16 protein-coding genes are annotated in these 17074 nt (G+C 71.6%); 10 read left to right on the forward strand and 6 right to left on the reverse strand.

Annotated elements, in window-relative coordinates; translation table 11 throughout:
* Nucleotides 1–333 precede the first annotated feature (333 nt).
* Nucleotides 334–1164: a DUF4352 domain-containing protein gene (locus tag ACFW3L_RS25930; RefSeq protein WP_378748254.1), complete on the forward strand. Its 831-nt coding sequence runs from the start codon at nt 334–336 to the stop codon at nt 1162–1164.
* Between the two features lie 79 nt (nt 1165–1243).
* Here the strand turns inward: ACFW3L_RS25930 and ACFW3L_RS25935 are convergent, their stop codons facing one another.
* Nucleotides 1244–2125: an aldo/keto reductase gene (locus ACFW3L_RS25935; RefSeq protein WP_378748257.1), complete on the reverse strand. Its 882-nt coding sequence runs from the start codon at nt 2123–2125 to the stop codon at nt 1244–1246.
* Between the two features lie 313 nt (nt 2126–2438).
* Nucleotides 2439–3122, reverse strand: coding sequence for a hypothetical protein (locus tag ACFW3L_RS25940; RefSeq protein ID WP_378748261.1), 684 nt, complete (start codon nt 3120–3122; stop codon nt 2439–2441).
* A gap of 291 nt (nt 3123–3413) precedes the next feature.
* Between ACFW3L_RS25940 and ACFW3L_RS25945 the strand changes: the two genes are divergently transcribed.
* The 9 genes from ACFW3L_RS25945 (at nt 3414) to ACFW3L_RS25985 (ending at nt 11205) form a co-directional block, all read left to right on the forward strand.
* Nucleotides 3414–4376, forward strand: coding sequence for a LysR family transcriptional regulator (locus ACFW3L_RS25945; protein WP_378748267.1), 963 nt, complete (start codon nt 3414–3416; stop codon nt 4374–4376).
* Between the two features lie 260 nt (nt 4377–4636).
* Nucleotides 4637–5770, forward strand: coding sequence for an ABC transporter substrate-binding protein (locus ACFW3L_RS25950; protein ID WP_378748272.1), 1134 nt, complete (start codon nt 4637–4639; stop codon nt 5768–5770).
* Nucleotides 5767–6615, forward strand: coding sequence for an ABC transporter permease (locus tag ACFW3L_RS25955; RefSeq protein ID WP_378748279.1), 849 nt, complete (start codon nt 5767–5769; stop codon nt 6613–6615). The genes ACFW3L_RS25950 and ACFW3L_RS25955 overlap by 4 nt, the downstream gene beginning before the upstream one ends.
* A complete protein-coding gene (locus tag ACFW3L_RS25960; protein ID WP_378748285.1) occupies nt 6615–7535 on the forward strand; it encodes an ABC transporter permease in 921 nt (306 codons plus the stop codon). Before ACFW3L_RS25955 ends, ACFW3L_RS25960 begins: the two co-directional genes overlap by 1 nt.
* Nucleotides 7532–8359 carry an ABC transporter ATP-binding protein gene (locus tag ACFW3L_RS25965; protein WP_378748289.1) on the forward strand — a complete coding sequence of 276 codons (828 nt, stop codon included), beginning with the start codon at nt 7532–7534 and terminating at the stop codon, nt 8357–8359. The genes ACFW3L_RS25960 and ACFW3L_RS25965 overlap by 4 nt, the downstream gene beginning before the upstream one ends.
* Nucleotides 8349–8699 (forward strand): hypothetical protein, encoded by a 351-nt coding sequence (locus ACFW3L_RS25970; protein WP_378748294.1) that lies wholly within the window; start codon nt 8349–8351, stop codon nt 8697–8699. Before ACFW3L_RS25965 ends, ACFW3L_RS25970 begins: the two co-directional genes overlap by 11 nt.
* Nucleotides 8700–8711: 12 nt before the next feature.
* A complete protein-coding gene (locus ACFW3L_RS25975; protein ID WP_378748300.1) occupies nt 8712–9452 on the forward strand; it encodes an SDR family NAD(P)-dependent oxidoreductase in 741 nt (246 codons plus the stop codon).
* Between the two features lie 58 nt (nt 9453–9510).
* Entirely contained in the window at nt 9511–10011 is a 501-nt protein-coding gene (locus ACFW3L_RS25980) for a 2,4'-dihydroxyacetophenone dioxygenase family protein (protein ID WP_017545601.1), read from the forward strand.
* Nucleotides 10012–10233: 222 nt separating this feature from the next.
* Complete coding sequence (locus tag ACFW3L_RS25985; RefSeq protein WP_378748307.1) at nt 10234–11205, forward strand: dimethylarginine dimethylaminohydrolase family protein; 972 nt, start codon at nt 10234–10236, stop codon at nt 11203–11205.
* Nucleotides 11206–11283: 78 nt separating this feature from the next.
* On the opposite strand, the gene lpdA is transcribed toward ACFW3L_RS25985, so the two are convergent.
* From lpdA to ACFW3L_RS26005, 4 genes are all read right to left on the reverse strand, one after another.
* The gene (gene lpdA, locus ACFW3L_RS25990; protein ID WP_378748310.1) at nt 11284–12690 is read right to left on the reverse strand and encodes a dihydrolipoyl dehydrogenase; all 1407 of its coding nucleotides are present in this window, start codon (nt 12688–12690) and stop codon (nt 11284–11286) included.
* A gap of 132 nt (nt 12691–12822) precedes the next feature.
* Nucleotides 12823–13770, reverse strand: coding sequence for a DedA family protein (locus tag ACFW3L_RS25995; protein WP_378748314.1), 948 nt, complete (start codon nt 13768–13770; stop codon nt 12823–12825).
* A gap of 193 nt (nt 13771–13963) precedes the next feature.
* Nucleotides 13964–15589, reverse strand: a complete 1626-nt coding sequence (locus ACFW3L_RS26000) for a hypothetical protein (RefSeq protein ID WP_378748317.1) — start codon at nt 15587–15589, stop codon at nt 13964–13966.
* 84 nt (nt 15590–15673) lie between these two features.
* Nucleotides 15674–16780, reverse strand: coding sequence for a winged helix DNA-binding domain-containing protein (locus tag ACFW3L_RS26005; RefSeq protein WP_378748323.1), 1107 nt, complete (start codon nt 16778–16780; stop codon nt 15674–15676).
* Between the last annotated feature and the right edge of the window lie 294 nt (nt 16781–17074).

Genomic DNA, 17074 nt, shown 5'->3' on the forward strand with positions numbered 1-17074 from the left:
GTTTTTCTTTTGTCGGTGGGGGGGGTTGTTTTTGTTTGTGTAGCGGTTGGGCGTCTTGTCTCCGGCCGGGGGCGGGGGGGGGCGCCCCCCGTGGGGGCGGCCCCCCCCTCTCACGTTCCGGGCCGGTCCGCGCGTCGACCCGCGTTCGACCGGCTTCGCCCCCTGTGACCGAACTGGTCCCGATTTCGTGACGAAGTGTCGCCGAAGCCGGTTAACGTCGGTCCCCAGACGCGCCGTGAACGGGAACCCGCGACCGGGCCCGCACGTCTGAACGACGTACACGTCCCCCGGCGGGCTCCCGCTCCGCCGCCCTGTCCCCAGAGAGGGAGCCCCATGTCCCACCCCCACGACCCGAACCAGCCCTACGGCTCCGAGCAGCCCTACGGCCAGCAGCCGCCGTACGACCCGAACCAACCCCCTCCGTACGACCCCAACCAGCCGTACGGCCAGCAGCCCCCGTACGACCCCAACCAGCAGCCGTACGGGGCGCAGCAGGGTCCGTACGACCCCAACCAGGGCCCCTATGACCCCAACCAGGCCCCGTACGACCCGAACCAGCCGTACGGCGGGCAGCCGCCCTACGGCGCCCCGCCGGTGCCGCCGAAGTCCGGCATGTCGACGGGCAAGAAGATCGGTCTCGGGTGCGGTGGGTGCCTCGGCGTCATCCTGATCCTGCTGCTCATGGTCGGCTGCGTGGTCGCGCTGAGCGGGGACGAGGACACCTCCTCCTCCACGGGTGCCAGCTCCTCGGACACCGAGGAGGCCGCGGTCGAGGAGGGCGAGGAGTCCGAGGAGGCCGCCGAGGAGGAGCCCGCCGAGGAGGTCTCCGACATCGTCCTGACCGCCTCCCACGCGGGCACGGCCGGTGACACGATCGACGACACCGTGTACACCGTCATCGACGTCACCGTCGAGAACAACGGCGACGAGCCGCTGGAGGTCAACCCGATCTACTTCAACGTGATCCTGGCCGACGGGACCGTCCGGTCGGACTGGGCGGACGCGATCTTCGCGGACATCAACCCGCTCTCCGCCGTCACCCTGAGCCCCGGCCAGCGCGTCGAGGGCCAGATCGCGGTGGTCGGTGACGACGTCGACGTCGCCTCCGTCGAGATGGACGAGATGTTCGGTCTCGGGCAGAGCATCACCACCGACATCACCTGAGTCCACGCGGCCGGGAACGGCCCCGGTCGGCGCACGCGCGCCGACCGGGGCCGTTCGCGTCAGCCACCCGTTCCACGGGTCAGACGGCGAGGAGCCGCCGGACGCTGTCGCTCTCCTCCTCGGTGAGCTTCAGCGAGGCGGCCACCATGTTCTCCTCCAGGTGCTCGACCCGCGAGGTGCCCGGGATCGGCAGCATCACCGGTGAGCGGTGCAGCAGCCAGGCCAGCGCGAGCTGGGCCGGGGTCACCCCGCGCTCGGCCGCCATCGGGGCCAGGGGGGAGTCCGGGCCCGCCAGCACCCCGCGCCCGATCGGGGACCAGGGCAGGAAGGCGATCCCGTCCTGCTCGCACCGCTCCAGGACGTCCTCACAGCGGCGCTGGAGGGGGCTGTACTCGTTCTGCACGGAGGCGATGGGCGTGGTCTTACGGGCGGTCCGGAGCTGCTCCCGCGTCACACCGGTCAGACCGATGTGGTGGATCTTGCCCTCCTCGCGCAGTTCCACGAGGGCGCCCAGCTGCTCGGACAGCGGCACCTCCGGGTCGATCCAGTGGAGCTGGAGCAGGTCGACGCGCTCCAGACCCAGGTTGCGCAGGCTCGACTCCACCTGTCGCTTGAGGTGCTCGGGCCGTCCGTTGGCCTCCCACTCCCCGGGGCCGGGGTGCGTCATCCCCGCCTTGGTGGTGACGAGGAGGTCGGCGGGGTAGGGGTGCAGGGCCTCGCGGATGAGTCGCTCGTTCACCTCGGGGCCGTAGGAGTCGGCGGTGTCGATGAGGGTGACGCCCAGCTCGACCGCGCGCCGCAGCACGGCCACGGCCTCGTCGCGGTCCCCGGGCTCTCCCCACGCGCCGGGACCGGCCAGCTGCATGGCGCCGAAGCCGAGGCGGTGCACGGGGAGGTCGCCGCCGATGGCGAAGGTCCCCGACTGGCTGGCGAGGTCCGGTGTGGTGTGTACGTCGGTCACGGGAGGTTCCTTCCGGGCGGCACGGGGCCGCTTGACACGGGGCGGGCGGAGGGGGATCGGGCCACGACGTGCGGGACCAGGCTCGCTGCGGAGCTGCGGGAAGAATCCCAGCAGGTGGGGGCGGTGGCAAGGAACCTCTGAGCGCGTCGGTGAGGTGATGCGGAATCCGGGTCGGCCCGGGGGCGGGTACGTCCGCCGACGGTGCTTTTGCCTGGTCGGGCGGGGGTGAACCGGGCCACCCGGTTCACCCGGAGACGCGTGAGGGGCCGCCGACACCGGTCGGCGGCCCCTCACGTCGGGGTCGGTCGGGCTCCTAGTCGCGGATCTGCCCCGCGGCCTGGAGGACCACCCGCTCCAGGTCGCCGCGCTCGACGTCCTCGAAGTAGGCGATCGCGGTCACGTGGAAGTCGCCGGGCAGCTGGAGGTACAGGTGGCGGCTGGAGCCGTCCACCGTGCCGACGTACTCCAGGTCGCCGCCCAGGTCGTCGGAGTCCTCCGTGTGGTAGGTGTCCACGTCCACGTCGACGTCGACCTCCCAGTTCATCTCCGCCTCGGCACCGGGGACCCGGACGACGTCCGGGTTGGCGCTCGGGTCGGCGCCCGAGGTGAACACGAGCGTGAACGACGGGGTCCCGGGCTCCGTGCCGCCGTCGCTGAACGTGCAGGAGAGCTGTTCGGCGTCCTCGATCCCCTCGATCTCCCCGCTCTCCTCGGTCAGTACCTGGCCCGGTGCCAGGTCCCCGACGATCTGCGCGGCACCGGCCGCCTCACAGGACGCGGGGAGGCCGTAGGCGGAGGTCTCCTCCTCCGGCTGGTCCTCGTCGGGGCTCGGGCTGGCGCTCGCCTCCTCCTCGGGGGAGTCCGCGCCGCCTGACGACATGCTCAGGTCCAGGTCGAGGTCGACCACGTCGCAGCCGACGAGGACGACACCGCCGATCACGACTGCGGCGACGGCCGTGCCCAGGCACGAGAGGGGTGAGGACGGGATCAGGCGCATGGGTGGCTTTCGGTTCGGGGGTGCGCCGGGCGGAGGCGGCTCCGGCGGGGGACACAGGGAAACCTAGCAAGTCCGGGGCGCCGGGGAGGTCCCCCGCACGGGGCGGGGGCGGGACGGGACGATCCGGCCTCAGTGTCCGGTTCCTGGAATGTCAGAATCAGTATCGGTAATAGTCTGAAATGGAAGGGGCCTCAGGTGCGAGTGTGATTTATGACCGGTTTCGCGCCTGGTATCCCTTTTCGGTATCGTGTGACCCCCCTTCCCCACAACCCCTCCGGAGTGCCCCCCGACATGCTCGACACGGACATTCGCCTCGAGTGGTTCGTCTCGTTTCTGGCGGTGGTCGACACCGGGAGTTTCGTCGCCGCGGCGGAGTCCACTCGCAGGTCACAGCCGCGAGTCAGCCAACACGTCGCCGCGCTCGAACGGGAGATCGGCCAACCGCTCTTCGACCGGAAGAAACGACCGGTCCAGCTCACCGAGGCGGGCGGCGCGCTGGCCGTCCAGGCCCGCAACGTCCTGCGCGCACTGGAGCGGGCCGAGTCCGCGATGGCGCCCTGGCGCGGCGGCACGCGCGGCATCGTCTCCCTGGGCTCCTACCCCAGCGCCAGCGCGGCCTTCGTACCCGGGCTCCTCCAGTCCCTGGCCGACAGTGACCCGGACATCAAGGTGGTACTCACCGAGCACGCCACCCTCGAACTGGACGAGGCCCTCGCGGGAGGCGGCATCGACCTCTACCTCAGGCCCATGACCCCCGAGCCCGCCTCCCCCTCCGTGGTCAGCAGGCCCCTGTGGGCCGAGCCCCTGGTCGTCGTGCACGCCGAGGACCACCCGCTCTCCGACGTCCCCGACCCCGTCCCCATGGCCGCCGTCGCCGCGCACCCCATCGTGGTCATAGGCCGCCTCGACGCCCCCGAGACCGCGGAGTTCGAGTCCTACCGCGTCTTCCAGGAACACGGTCTGACCATCACCCCCGTCCAGGCCACCAACCAGCCGCAGACGCTCGTGTCGCTGGTCGCGCACGGGATCGGGGTCGGCGTCACCAACTGGCTGGCCGCCTGGAGCGCCGACACCAAGGGGGTCCGGGTGCGCCCCCTCGAAGGCGCCCCCCGGCGCCGCGTGGCCGTCTGCTGGGACTCCACCCGGGCGCTCACCCCTGCGGCGCGGAGAATTCTCCAGGCTGTAACCGAAGCGCCCCGACCTGCGGGAACACTGCCGACGCGGGTGCGGAACGCAGAACGCGGCGAGGAGTAGGCCACGCGGACCGGGCAGTATTCGCTTTCCCAATAAGGGTATAAGCGAATGGAACTTCACGGTTGGGCCGATATCCCGATACGGTCGGCAAGCGAAAGCATGAAAGTTCCGGACGACTCCTCGTCCTCCGGAGCTTCGCACGCCCTCCAACCCCATTCCCTCACCGCCGCGCGGGCGGGTTCCAGGTGCGTCTTCCACCAGTGGAAACGGCACGTGCAAGCGTTCGTGTGAGGGCGCACACCCCGTACCGGAAGAACCTCATGCAGCGATTTCCGCTCACGCCCCTTTCCCTTGTCTGTTCCGTCGCGCTGCTCGCCACAGCGTGCGGCGGCGGGTCCACCGTCGACGAGGACGTGGAGGGAGCCAGCGGCTCCGTCAGCGGCTCCCTCAACGCCGGATACGTGTCCGCGATCGACCAGATCGGCCTCCCCGTCGGTACCGAGATCGGGTACTTCGAGGACCACGGCCTGGACGTGACCCTGGCCGACCCGTTCCCCACGGGCGTCGACGCGATCAACGCGCTGGAGGCGGGTGAGGTCGACATCATCCAGGTCGGCGTCCCGGCCCTGGCCGCGGCGGGCGAGGGCGTGGACCTGGCCCTGGTCGGCAACTACACCGGCTCGGCCGTCCAGCGCAGCATCGACGAGACGGCCGCGATCGTCGCCGCCGAGGACTCCGGCATCGACCCGAAGGACCTCACCACGCTGGAGGACGCCAAGATCGGCACGACCTTCGGCTCCATCAACCACCTGTACCTGCTGGGCCTCCTCAAGGACCTGCGGATCGACCCGGACGACGTCGAGATGGTCAACACCGCGCCGCCGGACATGCCCGTCGCCCTGGAGACCGGCGGCATCGACGCCGCCGTCATCTGGGACCCGTGGCCGATCACCATCACGGACCAGGTCGAGGGCTCCGAGGAGATCCTCCGAGGCGGCGGCTACATCCCCTTCATCGGGTACATCATCACCACTCCGGAGTACCTGGAGGAGAACGGTGAGATGGTCGAGGCCTTCCTCACCGCCCGCGCCGCCACCGACCAGTGGATCCGGCAGAACCCCGAGGACGCCGCCGACTCCGCCGCGCGCTGGCTGACCGGCACCGAGCCGGATGTCGCCCAGGCCGCCATGGAGTACAACATCGCCCAGCTCGACGGCCGCTTCTCCGCCTGCAACTACCTGGCGCTGGACACCGTCGCGCTCCTGCTGGAGGAGCAGGGCCAGCTGGAGTACGAGACCGACATCAACGACCTGTTCGTCCCGGGCCCGATCCTCTCCGTCGAGGAGAACAACCCGGAGCTGTTCGACGATCTCCCCGAGGTTCCCAACACGGCCGAGATCGAGGCCGACCACACGTTCATCCGTGAGGTCGACCAGGAGGCGTGCGCCGTATGACGCACGGCCCGACGCGTGGTTCCGGACGCACCGCGCGATCCGGTACGGCCGCCCCACGCCGCGGCCGTACCGGAGACCGGGCCGCCGGTTTCCTCTGGTTCGTGCTGCCGTTGGTCGCCCTGGTGGGAGCCTGGGCGGCCGCGGTGGCCGTGACCGGGGTGCCGAAGCGGGTCTTCCCGCAGGTCACCGATGTCGCCGAGGCCCTGTGGTCCATGGCGGTCAGCGGAGAGCTGGTCCGGCACCTGAGCGCGAGCCTGTACCGGGTGCTGGTGGGCGCGGTCATCGCGATCGTCACCGCGATCCCGTTCGGGATCGCCCTCGGCGCCAGCCGGATCCTCTCCGCCTTCTTCACCCCGCTGCTGCGCTTCTCCGTGGCACTCGCCGGGATCGCCTGGATTCCCGTGGCGACGCTGTGGCTCGGCTACGGCGACGGCGCGGTCATCTTCATCGTGTGGAACGCGATGTTCTTCGCGCTGGCCTACAACACCATGCTGGGCGTGCGCAGCATCCCCGGTGAGCTGCTGAGGTCGGCGCGTTCGCTGGGGGCCGGACCGTGGCGGCTGTTCTGGGAGGTCCTGCTCCCCGGCGCCCTGCCGAGCGTGGTCAGCGGCCTGCGGATCGGCCTCGGCTACGGCTGGCGCGGCCTGGTGGCGGCGGAGATCATCGCGACCAGCGCCGGTCTGGGCTACGCGCTGTTCCTGGCCCAGACCTCGTTCTCCACCGACGTCATCATCGCCTCGATGGTGATCATCGGTGTCCTGTGGCTGTTGATGGACCGCCTCCTGCTCGCTCCGCTGGAGCGGAACACCGTGGAGCGGTGGGGCATGACGGGGGGTGGTCGCTGATGCGGTCGTTCGGTGAGATTTCCGGCGGGACCGTCCGACCCGCCGGGACCGCTGCGGCGGGCGGCGGCTCCCCCTCGGGGGCCGCGCCCGCACGGGCGGTCCGACGCAGGGCCCCGCTGCACAGGAGGGTGTGGCTCCGGCTCACCCGCAGCCCGGCCTTCCGCACGCTGGGCCCGTTCGTGCCGGTGATCGCCCTGTGGTGGGTCCTGGCGGAGAGCGGGCTCTTCCCGCAGGCGTTCTTCGTGGGCCCAGACCGGGTGGTGCTGGAGTTCGTCGAGCTGCTCCGCAAGGGCATCCTCGTCGGCTACCTGGGCGACTCCCTGGAGCGCCTGGCCTACGGGGTCGGTTTCGGTCTGCTCATCGGTCTCCCGATGGGCTTCCTCACCGCCCTGTTCTGGCGGCTGCGCAAGGCCGTGTGGCCGATCCTGCTGTTCTTCCAGGCGATCGCGGACATCGCGTGGCTGCCGATCGTCATCGTGTGGTTCGGGTTCAGCCTGACCGCCGTCACGTTCGTCATCGTCTACACGATCGTCTTCCCGCTCATGCTGAGCGTGGTCTCCGGGGTCGAGCAGGTGCCCAAGGAGCTGATCCGGGCCGCGCGCAGCCTCGGCGCCGGGCGGGTCCGGGTGTTCTTCGAGGTGATCCTGCCGGGCGCGCTGCCGTCCGTGGCCACCGGTGTGCGCACCGGCCTCGGTTACGGCTGGCGGGCGCTGGTGGCGGCGGAGATCATCGTCGGCACCAGCGGGATCGGATTCATGATGTTCGACGCCCGCCGGGTGGGCGACGTCAGTCAGGTGTTCCTCGGCATGGTCGTGCTCGGGGTGCTCTGGTACATGCTCGACGCGCTGGTGCTCGCTCCGTTCGAGCGGGCCACCGTGGAGCGGTGGGGGTTGGTGCGAAGCATGGAGGACGACAGATGACCGCGTTGGTGATCGAGCACCTGGAGAAGGTCTACACCGACTCCTACAGCGGGGACGAGGTCGTCGCGATCGGCGACGTCTCCTTCACGGTGGAACGGGGCGAGTTCGTGTCGGTCCTCGGACCGAGCGGCTGCGGCAAGACCACCGTCCTCAACACCGTGGCGGGCTTCGCCGACCCCACCTCGGGGACGGTGTCGGTGGACGGCCGCGAGGTCAGCGGACCCGGCCCCGACCGGGGCGTGGTGTTCCAGGGGCACGCGCTGTTCCCGTGGAAGACCGTGCTCGGCAACGTGGTCTTCGGGCTGCGCATGAAGGGCGTGAAGCGGCGCGAACGCGAGGAGCGCGGCCGCGAGTTCCTGGAGCTCGTGGGGTTGGCCGGGTTCGAGAACCGCTACCCGCACGAGCTGTCCGGTGGCATGCGCCAGCGGCTGGGCGTCGCCCGCGTGCTGGCCAACGAACCGGCCGTGATGCTCATGGACGAACCCTTCGCGAGCATCGACGCGCAGACCCGGCGCCGGCTCCAGGAGGACCTCACCCGGATCTTCGAGGAGCGCCGACCCACGGTGTTCTTCGTGACCCACGACATCGACGAGGCGGTCTTCCTCTCCGACCGCGTGGTGGTGCTGTCCCCTCGGCCCAGCACGGTCCAGGAGATCGTCACCGTGGACCTGCCCCGCCCGCGCACCTGGAAGGCGGCGGTCGACCACCCCGGCTTCCGGGAGACCGTCGCCCGGATCAACGGGCTCCTGGCGGTCGACGCCGTCCGGGACCGGGACGGCGCCGGCGACCAGGAGAGTGACGGGAGCGCCGCAGATGTCCGCTAGGTCCCTCGGGTCGCGGGCGGTCCGCAGCGCCACCCTGCGGCGGATCGCGCTGGTGCTGCTCCTCGTCCTCCTCTACCAGGTGTGGCTGGGGGTCCAGGCGGTCGGCAAGGCCGAGCCCGGTCTCGCGGACGCCCCCGACGAGCGGGGCCGCTTCGACGTGGACGTGGTCCTCGGCTTCCAGCCGGAGCGTTACCACTTCCTCCGGCTCCAGGACCACGGACGGGTCGCCGGGACCACCGACACCACCGTCCACCTCAGAGGGGTGTCACCGGCCGGGGTCGACGCACTCGCCCGCGAGTACTGGATCGAGTCCCTCGCCGTCCCGGATTCCGACGCCTAGAAGGAGCAGCGCATGGAGACAGCACCGGGGGACGTCCCCGAACCCAGGTCCGATGACGGGACCGTCGTGGTCGTCGGGGGCACCAGCGGCATCGGTGCGGCGGTCGCCGCCCGCTTCGCCGACCGGGGCCGCCGCGTCGCCGTCTGCGGCCTGGGCGCCGAGCGCGCCCCGGCCGGGCTCCGGGAACGGGCCGAGGTCACCGAGCTCGACGTCACCGGCGAGAACGCGCTGGAGGAGTACCTCTCCTCCTTCTCACGCGTGGACGCGCTGGTCAACGCCGCCGGGATCATCCGCAGGCACGAGGAGTTCGATCCGGCGGTGTTCGCGAGGGTCGTGGAGATCAACCTGACCTGCGCCATGCGGGCGTGCGTCGCCGCCCGGCCCGCCCTGGCGGCGGCCGGGGGCAGCATCGTCAACGTCGCCTCGATGCTCAGCTTCTTCGGCGGTCCCCTGGTCCCCGCCTACAGCGCCAGCAAGGGCGGCGTCACCCAGCTCACGAGGTCGCTCGCGGTCGCCTGGGCGTCCCAGGGCATCCGGGTGAACGCGGTCGCGCCCGGCTGGATCCGCACCGAGCTCACCGAGGGGGTGCGCGCCGACGGGGAGGCCGAGGCCCGCATCCTGGGCCGCACCCCGATGGCCCGCTGGGGCGACCCGGCCGAGGTCGCCGGGGCGGTCGAGTTCCTGTGCGGCCCGGACGCCGGGTTCGTCACGGGGGCGGTCCTCCCGGTCGACGGCGGCTACCTGGCCGCCTGACCCCCGCCCCTCCCGGCTCTCCCCCCGTTCCGTCCCACCCCGTCCACCTGGAGGAACCGTGTCACCGAACCGAGCTCCCGTCATCAACCCCTCCGCCGGGATCCCCGACGAGATCGCGATCCCGGCCGTCCCCGAGGACCCGCGCATGTGGGTGCCGCAGGCCCCGAACGTGTGGTTCCGGCCGCTGATGCTCAACACCGTCACCGGTCAGTGGTGCAACCTGCTCAAGGTCACCGCGTCCGGGATCGTCTCCCGGCACCGCCACCCCGGCGCGGTCTTCGGCTACGTGATCGAGGGCCGCTGGCACTACTACGAGCACGACTGGGTGGCCGAGGCCGGTCACTTCGTCTACGAGCCGCCGGGCGAGATCCACACCCTCGCCGTCCCCGAGGACTGCGACCACATGGTCACCTTCTTCAACATCAGCGGCGCGATGGTGTACGTGGACGAGGACGGCACCCAGACCGGGTACGAGGACGTCTTCACCAAGATCGAGATGGCCCGCGCCCACTACGCCTCCGTGGGTCTGGACGGCTACGTGGAGTCGCTCATCCGCTGACGCGGACGGCACGCGAGCGTGATCCCCTGACGGGGCCGGCCCCCGGACGGCGGGGGACCGGCCCCGTCCTCGTGCGTGCGGCGCCTCGGCGGGCACGCGGACACGCCACGGCTCCCGTCGGGCCGGGGCAGCGCCCCGGTCCGTGGGCAGAATGAGGAGGCCAAGGGCGCGGGCACCGTCGCCGGGAACCCGCGCCGTCCGATCGCCCACGAAGGAGGGCGCGTGCCCGAGGTGAGAGTCGACGACGAGTTCGCCACCCTGAGGACGGTCATCGTGTCCCGCTCCGAGCTCGGGCTGCCCGACACCCCTCCCGAGACCTGGGACACGGACTTCCTCGGGTCCGACGTGGCCCGTGCGGCCACCCCCGGCGCGGACCTGGACCGGGACCTGCCGGACCTCGCCCGGGCCCTGAGACGCGAACGCGGGGAGCTGTCCGCGCTCCTGGAGTCCCACGGCGTCGAGGTGCTCCACCCCCGCCCGCTCACGGCGCACGAGAAGGAGGCCGCCCAGGGGCGCGGCTACGCCAACTTCTTCGTCCGAGACCCGCTCGTCACCATCGGCAACCTGGTGATCGAGGGTTCGCTGAGGTTCCCCTACCGGCGGGGCGAGGTCCTTCCGGTGCGCGACCTCCTGCGGGAACGGGTGGACCCCGCGGACTCCGTGCACGTGGCCGTCCCCGCTCCGGAGGTCCCCGAACCGGGGGACGCGTCGTTGGGGGAGGGCCCCTTCCTCGAGGGCGGTGACGTCCTCGTGCTGGGACGGCGGATCCTGGTGGGGGTCTCCGGTCTGGCCACCAACACCGCCGGGGTGTCCTGGCTGCGGAAGTTCCTCGCGCCCCACGGATACACGGTGGAGACGGTCCGGCTCCACCCGAGGATGCTGCACCTGGACTGCGCGCTGGGCCTGGTGCGCGAGGGGCTGATGATCGTGTGCGAGGAGGCGCTCCTCGACGGGGTGCCGGAGTCCCTCCGGCCGTGGCGGTCGGTCCCGGTGAGCTTCGACCAGGCCACCGCGCTCGCCACCAACGGACTCCCGCTGAGCCCGGACACCTACGTCACGGACCCCGAGTTCACGGACGTCGGTGAGCGACTGGAGGCCCTCGGGGTCCGTGTCGAGTACGTCGACCTCCGGGCCACCCGTTCCCTGGGCGGCGCCTTCCGGTGCAGCACGCAACCCCTGCTCCGGCACGGTTGAGACGGCCGCGACGCACGAACGACGGGGCCGGTCCCCGACCGGGGACCGGCCCCGTCCGCGTCACGGGCGCGCGCGGGATCAGTAGTTGATCATGTGCCCGGCCAGGCCGTGCACCGCTTCCTTGACCGCCTCGCTGAGGGTCGGGTGCGCGTGGATGTTGCGGGCCACCTCGTGCACGGTCAGGTCCCACTGCTGGGCCAGGGTCAGCTCGGGCAGCAGCTCGGTGACGTCCGGGCCGACCATGTGGGCGCCCAGGAACTCCCCGTACTTCCCGTCCGAGATGATCTTCACGAAGCCCCGGGTGTCACCCAGGCCGTGCGCCTTGCCGTTGGCCATGAACGGGAACTTGGCGACCTGGACGTCGTACCCCGCCTCCCGCGCCTCCGTCTCGCTGTAGCCGAAGCTGGCGATCTGCGGCTGGCAGTAGGTGGCGCGCGGGATGAAGCGGTAGTCGATCTCCTGGGTCTCGGCGTCCGCGATGGTCTCCACCGCCACGATCCCCATCGCCTCGGCCGTGTGCGCCAGCATGAGCTTGGCGGTCACGTCGCCGATCGCGAAGATGTGCGGGACGTTGGTGCGGCCCCGGCCGTCGATCTCGATCGCGCGCCGTTCGGTCAGCTTCACGCCGGTCTTCTCCAGGCCGTAGCCCTCGACGTTGGGCGCGAACCCGATCGCCTGGAGGAGCTTGTCCGCCTCCAGCGTCTGCTTCTTCCCGTCCGCGCCGGTGACGGTGACCCTCACACCCTCGCCGGTGTCCTCGACCGTCTCCACCCTGGTGGAGGTCAGGACCTTCACGCCGAGCTTCTTGTAGGCGCGGGCGATCTCCTTGGAGACCTCCTCGTCCTCCATCGGCACGACGCGGTCGAGGAACTCCACGATGGTGACGTCGACGCCGTAGTTGCGCATGACGTAGGCGAACTCGACGCCGATGGCGCCCGCGCCCGCGATGATGATGCTGCCGGGGAGCTCCTCGCTGAGGATCTGCTCCTCGTAGGTGACGACCCGCTCGGACAGCGAGGTGCCCGGGATCAGCTTGGTGGAGGAGCCCGCCGCGATCACCGCGTTGTCGAAGGTGACGGTCTCGGTCGAGCCGTCCTCGCCGCGCACCTCGATCGTGTGGTCGTCGACGAAGGTGCCGCGCCCGTCGAGCTCGGTGATCTTGTTCTTCTTCATCAGGAAGTGGACGCCCTTGACCCGGCCGTCCGCCACCTGGCGGCTGCGGCTGAACGCCTTGCCGTAGTCGAACTCCACGGTCCCGTTCACCTTGATGCCGAAGTCGTCGGCCTCGTTGTTGAACAGGTGGGCGAGCTCGGCGTTGCGCAGCAGGGCCTTGGAGGGGATGCAGCCCACGTTGAGGCAGACGCCGCCCCAGTACTTCTCCTCGATGACGGCCGCCCTGAGGCCCAGCTGGGCCGCGCGGATCGCGGCGACGTAGCCGCCGGGCCCGGCGCCGAGGACGACCAGATCGAAGTGTTGCTGTCCCATGACGGGATCTCCTTGAGTGTGTTTGTGACGCACCCAGCGCAGCCGGCTTGCCCGGGGTGTCGGATTGCCGAACGCCAGCCTAGCCAAGGAGCCCGTCTCCGCGCGCGACCCTGTGCGACGGGGTGATGACTTTCAGGCGTCGTCGCTGTTGGGAGGCTTGGGGGTGGTGGGAACATCCCGGACCGGCTTCTCGGTGGTCCCGGCGGCGGGCTCCTCCCCGGCGGCGATGCGGGCCGTCTCGGCGTCGTAGGCCTCGGCGGCCTCGGCGAGCGCCTGGGCCCTGCGTGCCCGCTGGTCCCTGATGGCGCCGTAGGTGGGGATCGCCGCCATGCCGAAGATGAGCGCGAGCGTCAGCCACATCGCGTAGCTGTCGACGAGCAGGACCACGTCCACCCCCGCCTGCCCCGAGCCGTACCCGACGGCCGCCACGACGGAGGTGATCATCAGGGCGCCGAGGGCGTCCAGCAGCATGTAGGTGCTCAGACGCATCCCGTTCACCCCGGCCACGATGTTGGGGATGCCCGCGGGAACGCCCGGCAGGTAGCTCAGCGGGATCAGGAGCCGCATCACCCACGGGTTCATGGTCTGGAGGCGCGCGGCGAACCGTCGACCGCGCTCGCTCGGGATCAGGAAGGTGATCATGCCCTGCCCCCAGCGGCGGCCCACCCACCAGAACAGCCAGTCGATCTTCACCTTGCCGACCACGCCCGCGACGATCACGAGCCACAGCGGCGCCTCACCGATGCTGGCGAAGGCCGCGGCGGCGCCGACGGCCGCGTGGCTGCCGGTGACGAAGGCGAGGGGGATGGCGTGGTCCGCGATGAAGAGCGGACGCAGCGGCATGGTGAGGAGGAAGAACGCCGGGATGCCGACGAGCATCCAGGCCAGGACCCTGTCCTGCCGTGTCATCGTGCTGGGCCAGGGGCGCTGGTTCCGCCACTGCTCCTTGGCCCTGAGCGTCTCCTCCTCGTCCCAGGCCCGGCCCGCCTCCGTGAGCGCCTCCTCACGGGTGGGCCGTGGGGAGTCACCGTCGCCGTCCGGGCGACCGTGGTCCTGGGGGGTGTCCCTCGTCGTCATCATGTCCTCCATGATTCCGTGGGCCGACGCCCGGCCCACAGTCCCAGCCATCACCGGCCTCGTGTGAGGGGCGCGGTGCGAGGGGGATGACAGTTGTCACGTACCCGCTGCCCGCGCGCCCGAGGAGGGTGGGGGCGGGGTGCGTGTCGGTCGGGTTCCGCGCCCGCGCGGGGCGGGGGAGCGCGCGGGGGCCGGTTCAGCGTCCGGGCGGTCCCATGGGCCACTTCCAGTGCGGGGCCCAGGTGCTGCTGTCCGAGACCCCGGGGGGCATCGGCGGCAGCAGCCGGGCGCCGGGCGGCCGGTCGTCGGAGGGGGGAGGGTCGGCGGCGGGGGAGCCCGGGGCCGGGTCCTCGAAGGGGCCCGGATCGGAGAGGGAGCGGGGTTCGCGCCACTCGGGCTCGTCGAGGGGGGAGCCGAGGGGGTCGTCGAGACCCGGACCGGGGGAGAGCGCGCCGGACCAGGCGGCGGGGACGGTGAAGTCGTCGAGCTCGTCCTCGTCGTCCTCGTCCTCCTTGGGCGGACGTGCCGGTGGGTCGAACAGCGAGGCCGGGGTGTCGGGGAACACCGGGGCCGCCCCGGGGTTGATGGTGACGTCCTCGAAGGACGACGACAGACCGCCGCCGGGGGCGTCAGCGTCCGGGTCCAGAGCGGCGAACGGCGCCGACATCGGCCCGGAGTCCACCTCCGCGAAGTGCGCGGCCTCCCCGAAGTGCCGGGGCGGGCGCCCGTGCGCCCCGGTGTCGTCGTTCTCCAGCGGCGGGGCCTGCGGGTGGCGGACCGTTCCGGCCGGATGCGTGCGCGCCCACCAGGCCGTCGCCTGGTCCGGGCGCAGTTCCTCCAGCACCGTGAGGGAACCGGTGATGTGCGGGTGACGGCGCCCGGCCCGCCAGGAGTGCAGCAGCGACTGCGGTTCCAGGACCAGGACCCGCTCTCCGTCCACCACCGGGACGTCCCCGGGGCAGGCCTCGTTCCCCACCCAGGTGCCGTCCCCGCCGACCAGGTCCCATTCGCCGCGTACGACGTCGGCCATCGGATCCACCGGGCCGTCCAGCGAAGCCGCGACCCAGCGCGGGTCCGGGCGCGTGCCGGGCAGGCGGTGCCCCTCCTTGCCGATCAGCGCGTCGGCGAGCAGGGTGTGGAGCTGGAAGTTGTCGCTCACCCCGTCGAAGGCGACCCGGAACCCCCTCCGGGAGGCGCGGTCCAGGACGATGAGCCGGTCCGCCTCGGACATCCGGAGGAGCTCGCCCACCTCACCGAACTCGTTCAGCCGCGTGGAGAGCGCCTGCACGATCTGGCCCAGCTCGTGCAGCGCGCCCGGGTCGGCGCGCACGGCGGCGCGCACGCCGGAGTCACCGAGCATGGCCTTGGCCGCGAGGCCGTAGCGGAGCGAGGTCCACCAGCCGACGGTGGCCAGCGGGGCGTTGTCCCCGAGGACCTGCTCCACCCGCTGCTCCTCGGCCTCGCCCGCGTCGTTCGGGGCGGGCAGCGGACCGCCGCCGGTCTTCTCCCACGCGTGGATGAAGGCCACGGCCGCCTGTCCGTAGCTGCCGAGCTGGCGCAGCACCTCCAGGCCCACCTGTCCGGCGGGCGCGCCGGACTCGACGAGGGCGCCGGCCAGGACCGACAGGTCGGCGGCGACCCCCGCGTGGGGTTCGCAGTCACCCAGGACCGGAGTCAGCGCCTCCAGCGCGATGGCCAACTCCTCCCGGGGTACCTGGGAGGAGAGCCGGAACACGTCGTGCACGGCCTCGGGGAAGCCGGGTGCCTGGCTGGCGGCGGTGTCGAGCACGCGTTGGAACGCGGCACGGAACTCTTCAGTCACCCCAGAATCCTGTCATACCCGTCTGTGCCATCCGTGGTCAGGACGCACGTGCACAAAACGGTCGAACCCCGGGTGGGCGGTGTTTCAGGCCGGGTCCGTGAAACGGAGGCGCGCGCCCTCCTCGTCCGGGTGGAGAAAGCCGAGGAGCCGGGTGCCCTCGGCGGTGATCTCCTCGATCTCCGCGTGGCCGAGCGCGCGGAAGGGCGTGACGTCGAGCGAGGGCGTGCTGCGGCTCCGGTCCACCCTCCAGGAAGCGGCCACCGTGCCGTCCACCAGCACCGTCGCGGGCGGCATGCCGTTGCGCGAGGAGAGCCCCCGCAGGTGGTCGTCGGAGATCACCCGGCTCCGGTCGGCGTGCCCGCGCAGCAGGTTGTCGAAGTCGTAGAGGAAGCGGACCGGCGCCGGAACGTCCGCCGACGGGCGCGGGGCGTCGGGCAGGTCGAAGAGCTCGGTCCCCGACGGGTCCCGGAAGGACACCAGCCGCTCGCGCAGGCCCTCCACCACCTCCTTGAGCCGGGTCAGCCCGGACCAGGCCTGCACGTCCCGCACGCTGGCCGGGCCGAAGGCCGCCAGGTACCTCAGGACCAGCGTCTCGCGGTCGGGTCCGGGCGCCATCGGCAGACCGGTCCACGTGTCGGCGGGGGCGAGCACCGGCTGCCCGGAGGCGCCCCACACGCCGCGAGGCGGGAGCTGCACCACCGGCAGCAGGCAGCGGACCACGTACGCCAGGTCGGCGCCGTCCACGCCCTCCCAGTGCGCGCTGATCTGGTCTCCCAGTTCCGTGGGGGAGAGCGGGCGCTCCTCCAGGATCTTCCGGCCCAGGGTCACCACCGCCTCCAGGTCCACCCCGGCGGTGGCCTTCCCGTGGGAGCCGTGGGAGAGGTCCCGCTCCATGACCTCCTGGGTCGTCGGGCGCATCCAGGCGGCGTCCTCGGCGGAGACCAGGTGCAGGGTGGAGCGCATGAGGGACATGCGGACCAGGGCCCCGTCGGTGAGCAGGCGACCCACCTCGTGCGGGTCGAAGTCCTCCATACGGCTCTGGAAGCCCACGTACCAGGTGTGCGTGGTCTGTGCCTGGAGCCCGGCCAGGCGGGTCAGCACCTCCGTGGCCGGACGCTCCACCCGGCCCAGCAGGAACTGGCGCTCCAGGGTGGCGCGGTTGAGCTCGCGTCGGGTGAGGGTCGTGACCATGCTGGGCCCCTTCCGGTGTGCGGAACGTGCGGGCACCCTACCTCTCACCTCGGACGGAACCGGGAGATCCACGCCGTACCCGGTGCGCTCCCGACCCGGGCGTGGTGGTGAGCGGACCGAACGCGGTGCCTCCGCCCGTGGACGCGCGGAAGGGGGTGCCCCGGGTGGGACACCCCCTTCCGCGTGTGTGTTCCGCGGCTCAGTGGTGGTCGAGGAGTTGGGCGCAGCGGATCAGGCCCAGGTGGGAGTAGGCCTGGGGGTGGTTGCCCAGAGCGCGTTCGGTGACCGGGTCGA

This window comes from Nocardiopsis sp. NPDC058789, from assembly GCF_042745575.1.
Classification (GTDB): Bacteria; Actinomycetota; Actinomycetes; order Streptosporangiales; family Streptosporangiaceae; genus Nocardiopsis; species Nocardiopsis eucommiae.

Bases quoted from the DNA above. Each gene is read 5' to 3' on its own strand.
- lpdA (WP_378748310.1), bottom strand. From the start codon at position 12,690: ATGGGACAGCAACACTTCGATCTGGTCGTCCTCGGCGCCGGGCCCGGC.
- ACFW3L_RS26005 (WP_378748323.1), bottom strand. From the start codon at position 16,780: ATGGTCACGACCCTCACCCGACGCGAGCTCAACCGCGCCACCCTGGAG.
- ACFW3L_RS25965 (WP_378748289.1), top strand. From the start codon at position 7,532: ATGACCGCGTTGGTGATCGAGCACCTGGAGAAGGTCTACACCGACTCC.
- ACFW3L_RS25955 (WP_378748279.1), top strand. From the start codon at position 5,767: ATGACGCACGGCCCGACGCGTGGTTCCGGACGCACCGCGCGATCCGGT.
- ACFW3L_RS25960 (WP_378748285.1), top strand. From the start codon at position 6,615: ATGCGGTCGTTCGGTGAGATTTCCGGCGGGACCGTCCGACCCGCCGGG.
- ACFW3L_RS25975 (WP_378748300.1), top strand. From the start codon at position 8,712: ATGGAGACAGCACCGGGGGACGTCCCCGAACCCAGGTCCGATGACGGG.
- ACFW3L_RS25930 (WP_378748254.1), top strand. From the start codon at position 334: ATGTCCCACCCCCACGACCCGAACCAGCCCTACGGCTCCGAGCAGCCC.
- ACFW3L_RS25945 (WP_378748267.1), top strand. From the start codon at position 3,414: ATGCTCGACACGGACATTCGCCTCGAGTGGTTCGTCTCGTTTCTGGCG.
- ACFW3L_RS25950 (WP_378748272.1), top strand. From the start codon at position 4,637: ATGCAGCGATTTCCGCTCACGCCCCTTTCCCTTGTCTGTTCCGTCGCG.
- ACFW3L_RS25970 (WP_378748294.1), top strand. From the start codon at position 8,349: ATGTCCGCTAGGTCCCTCGGGTCGCGGGCGGTCCGCAGCGCCACCCTG.
- ACFW3L_RS25940 (WP_378748261.1), bottom strand. From the start codon at position 3,122: ATGCGCCTGATCCCGTCCTCACCCCTCTCGTGCCTGGGCACGGCCGTC.
- ACFW3L_RS25995 (WP_378748314.1), bottom strand. From the start codon at position 13,770: ATGATGACGACGAGGGACACCCCCCAGGACCACGGTCGCCCGGACGGC.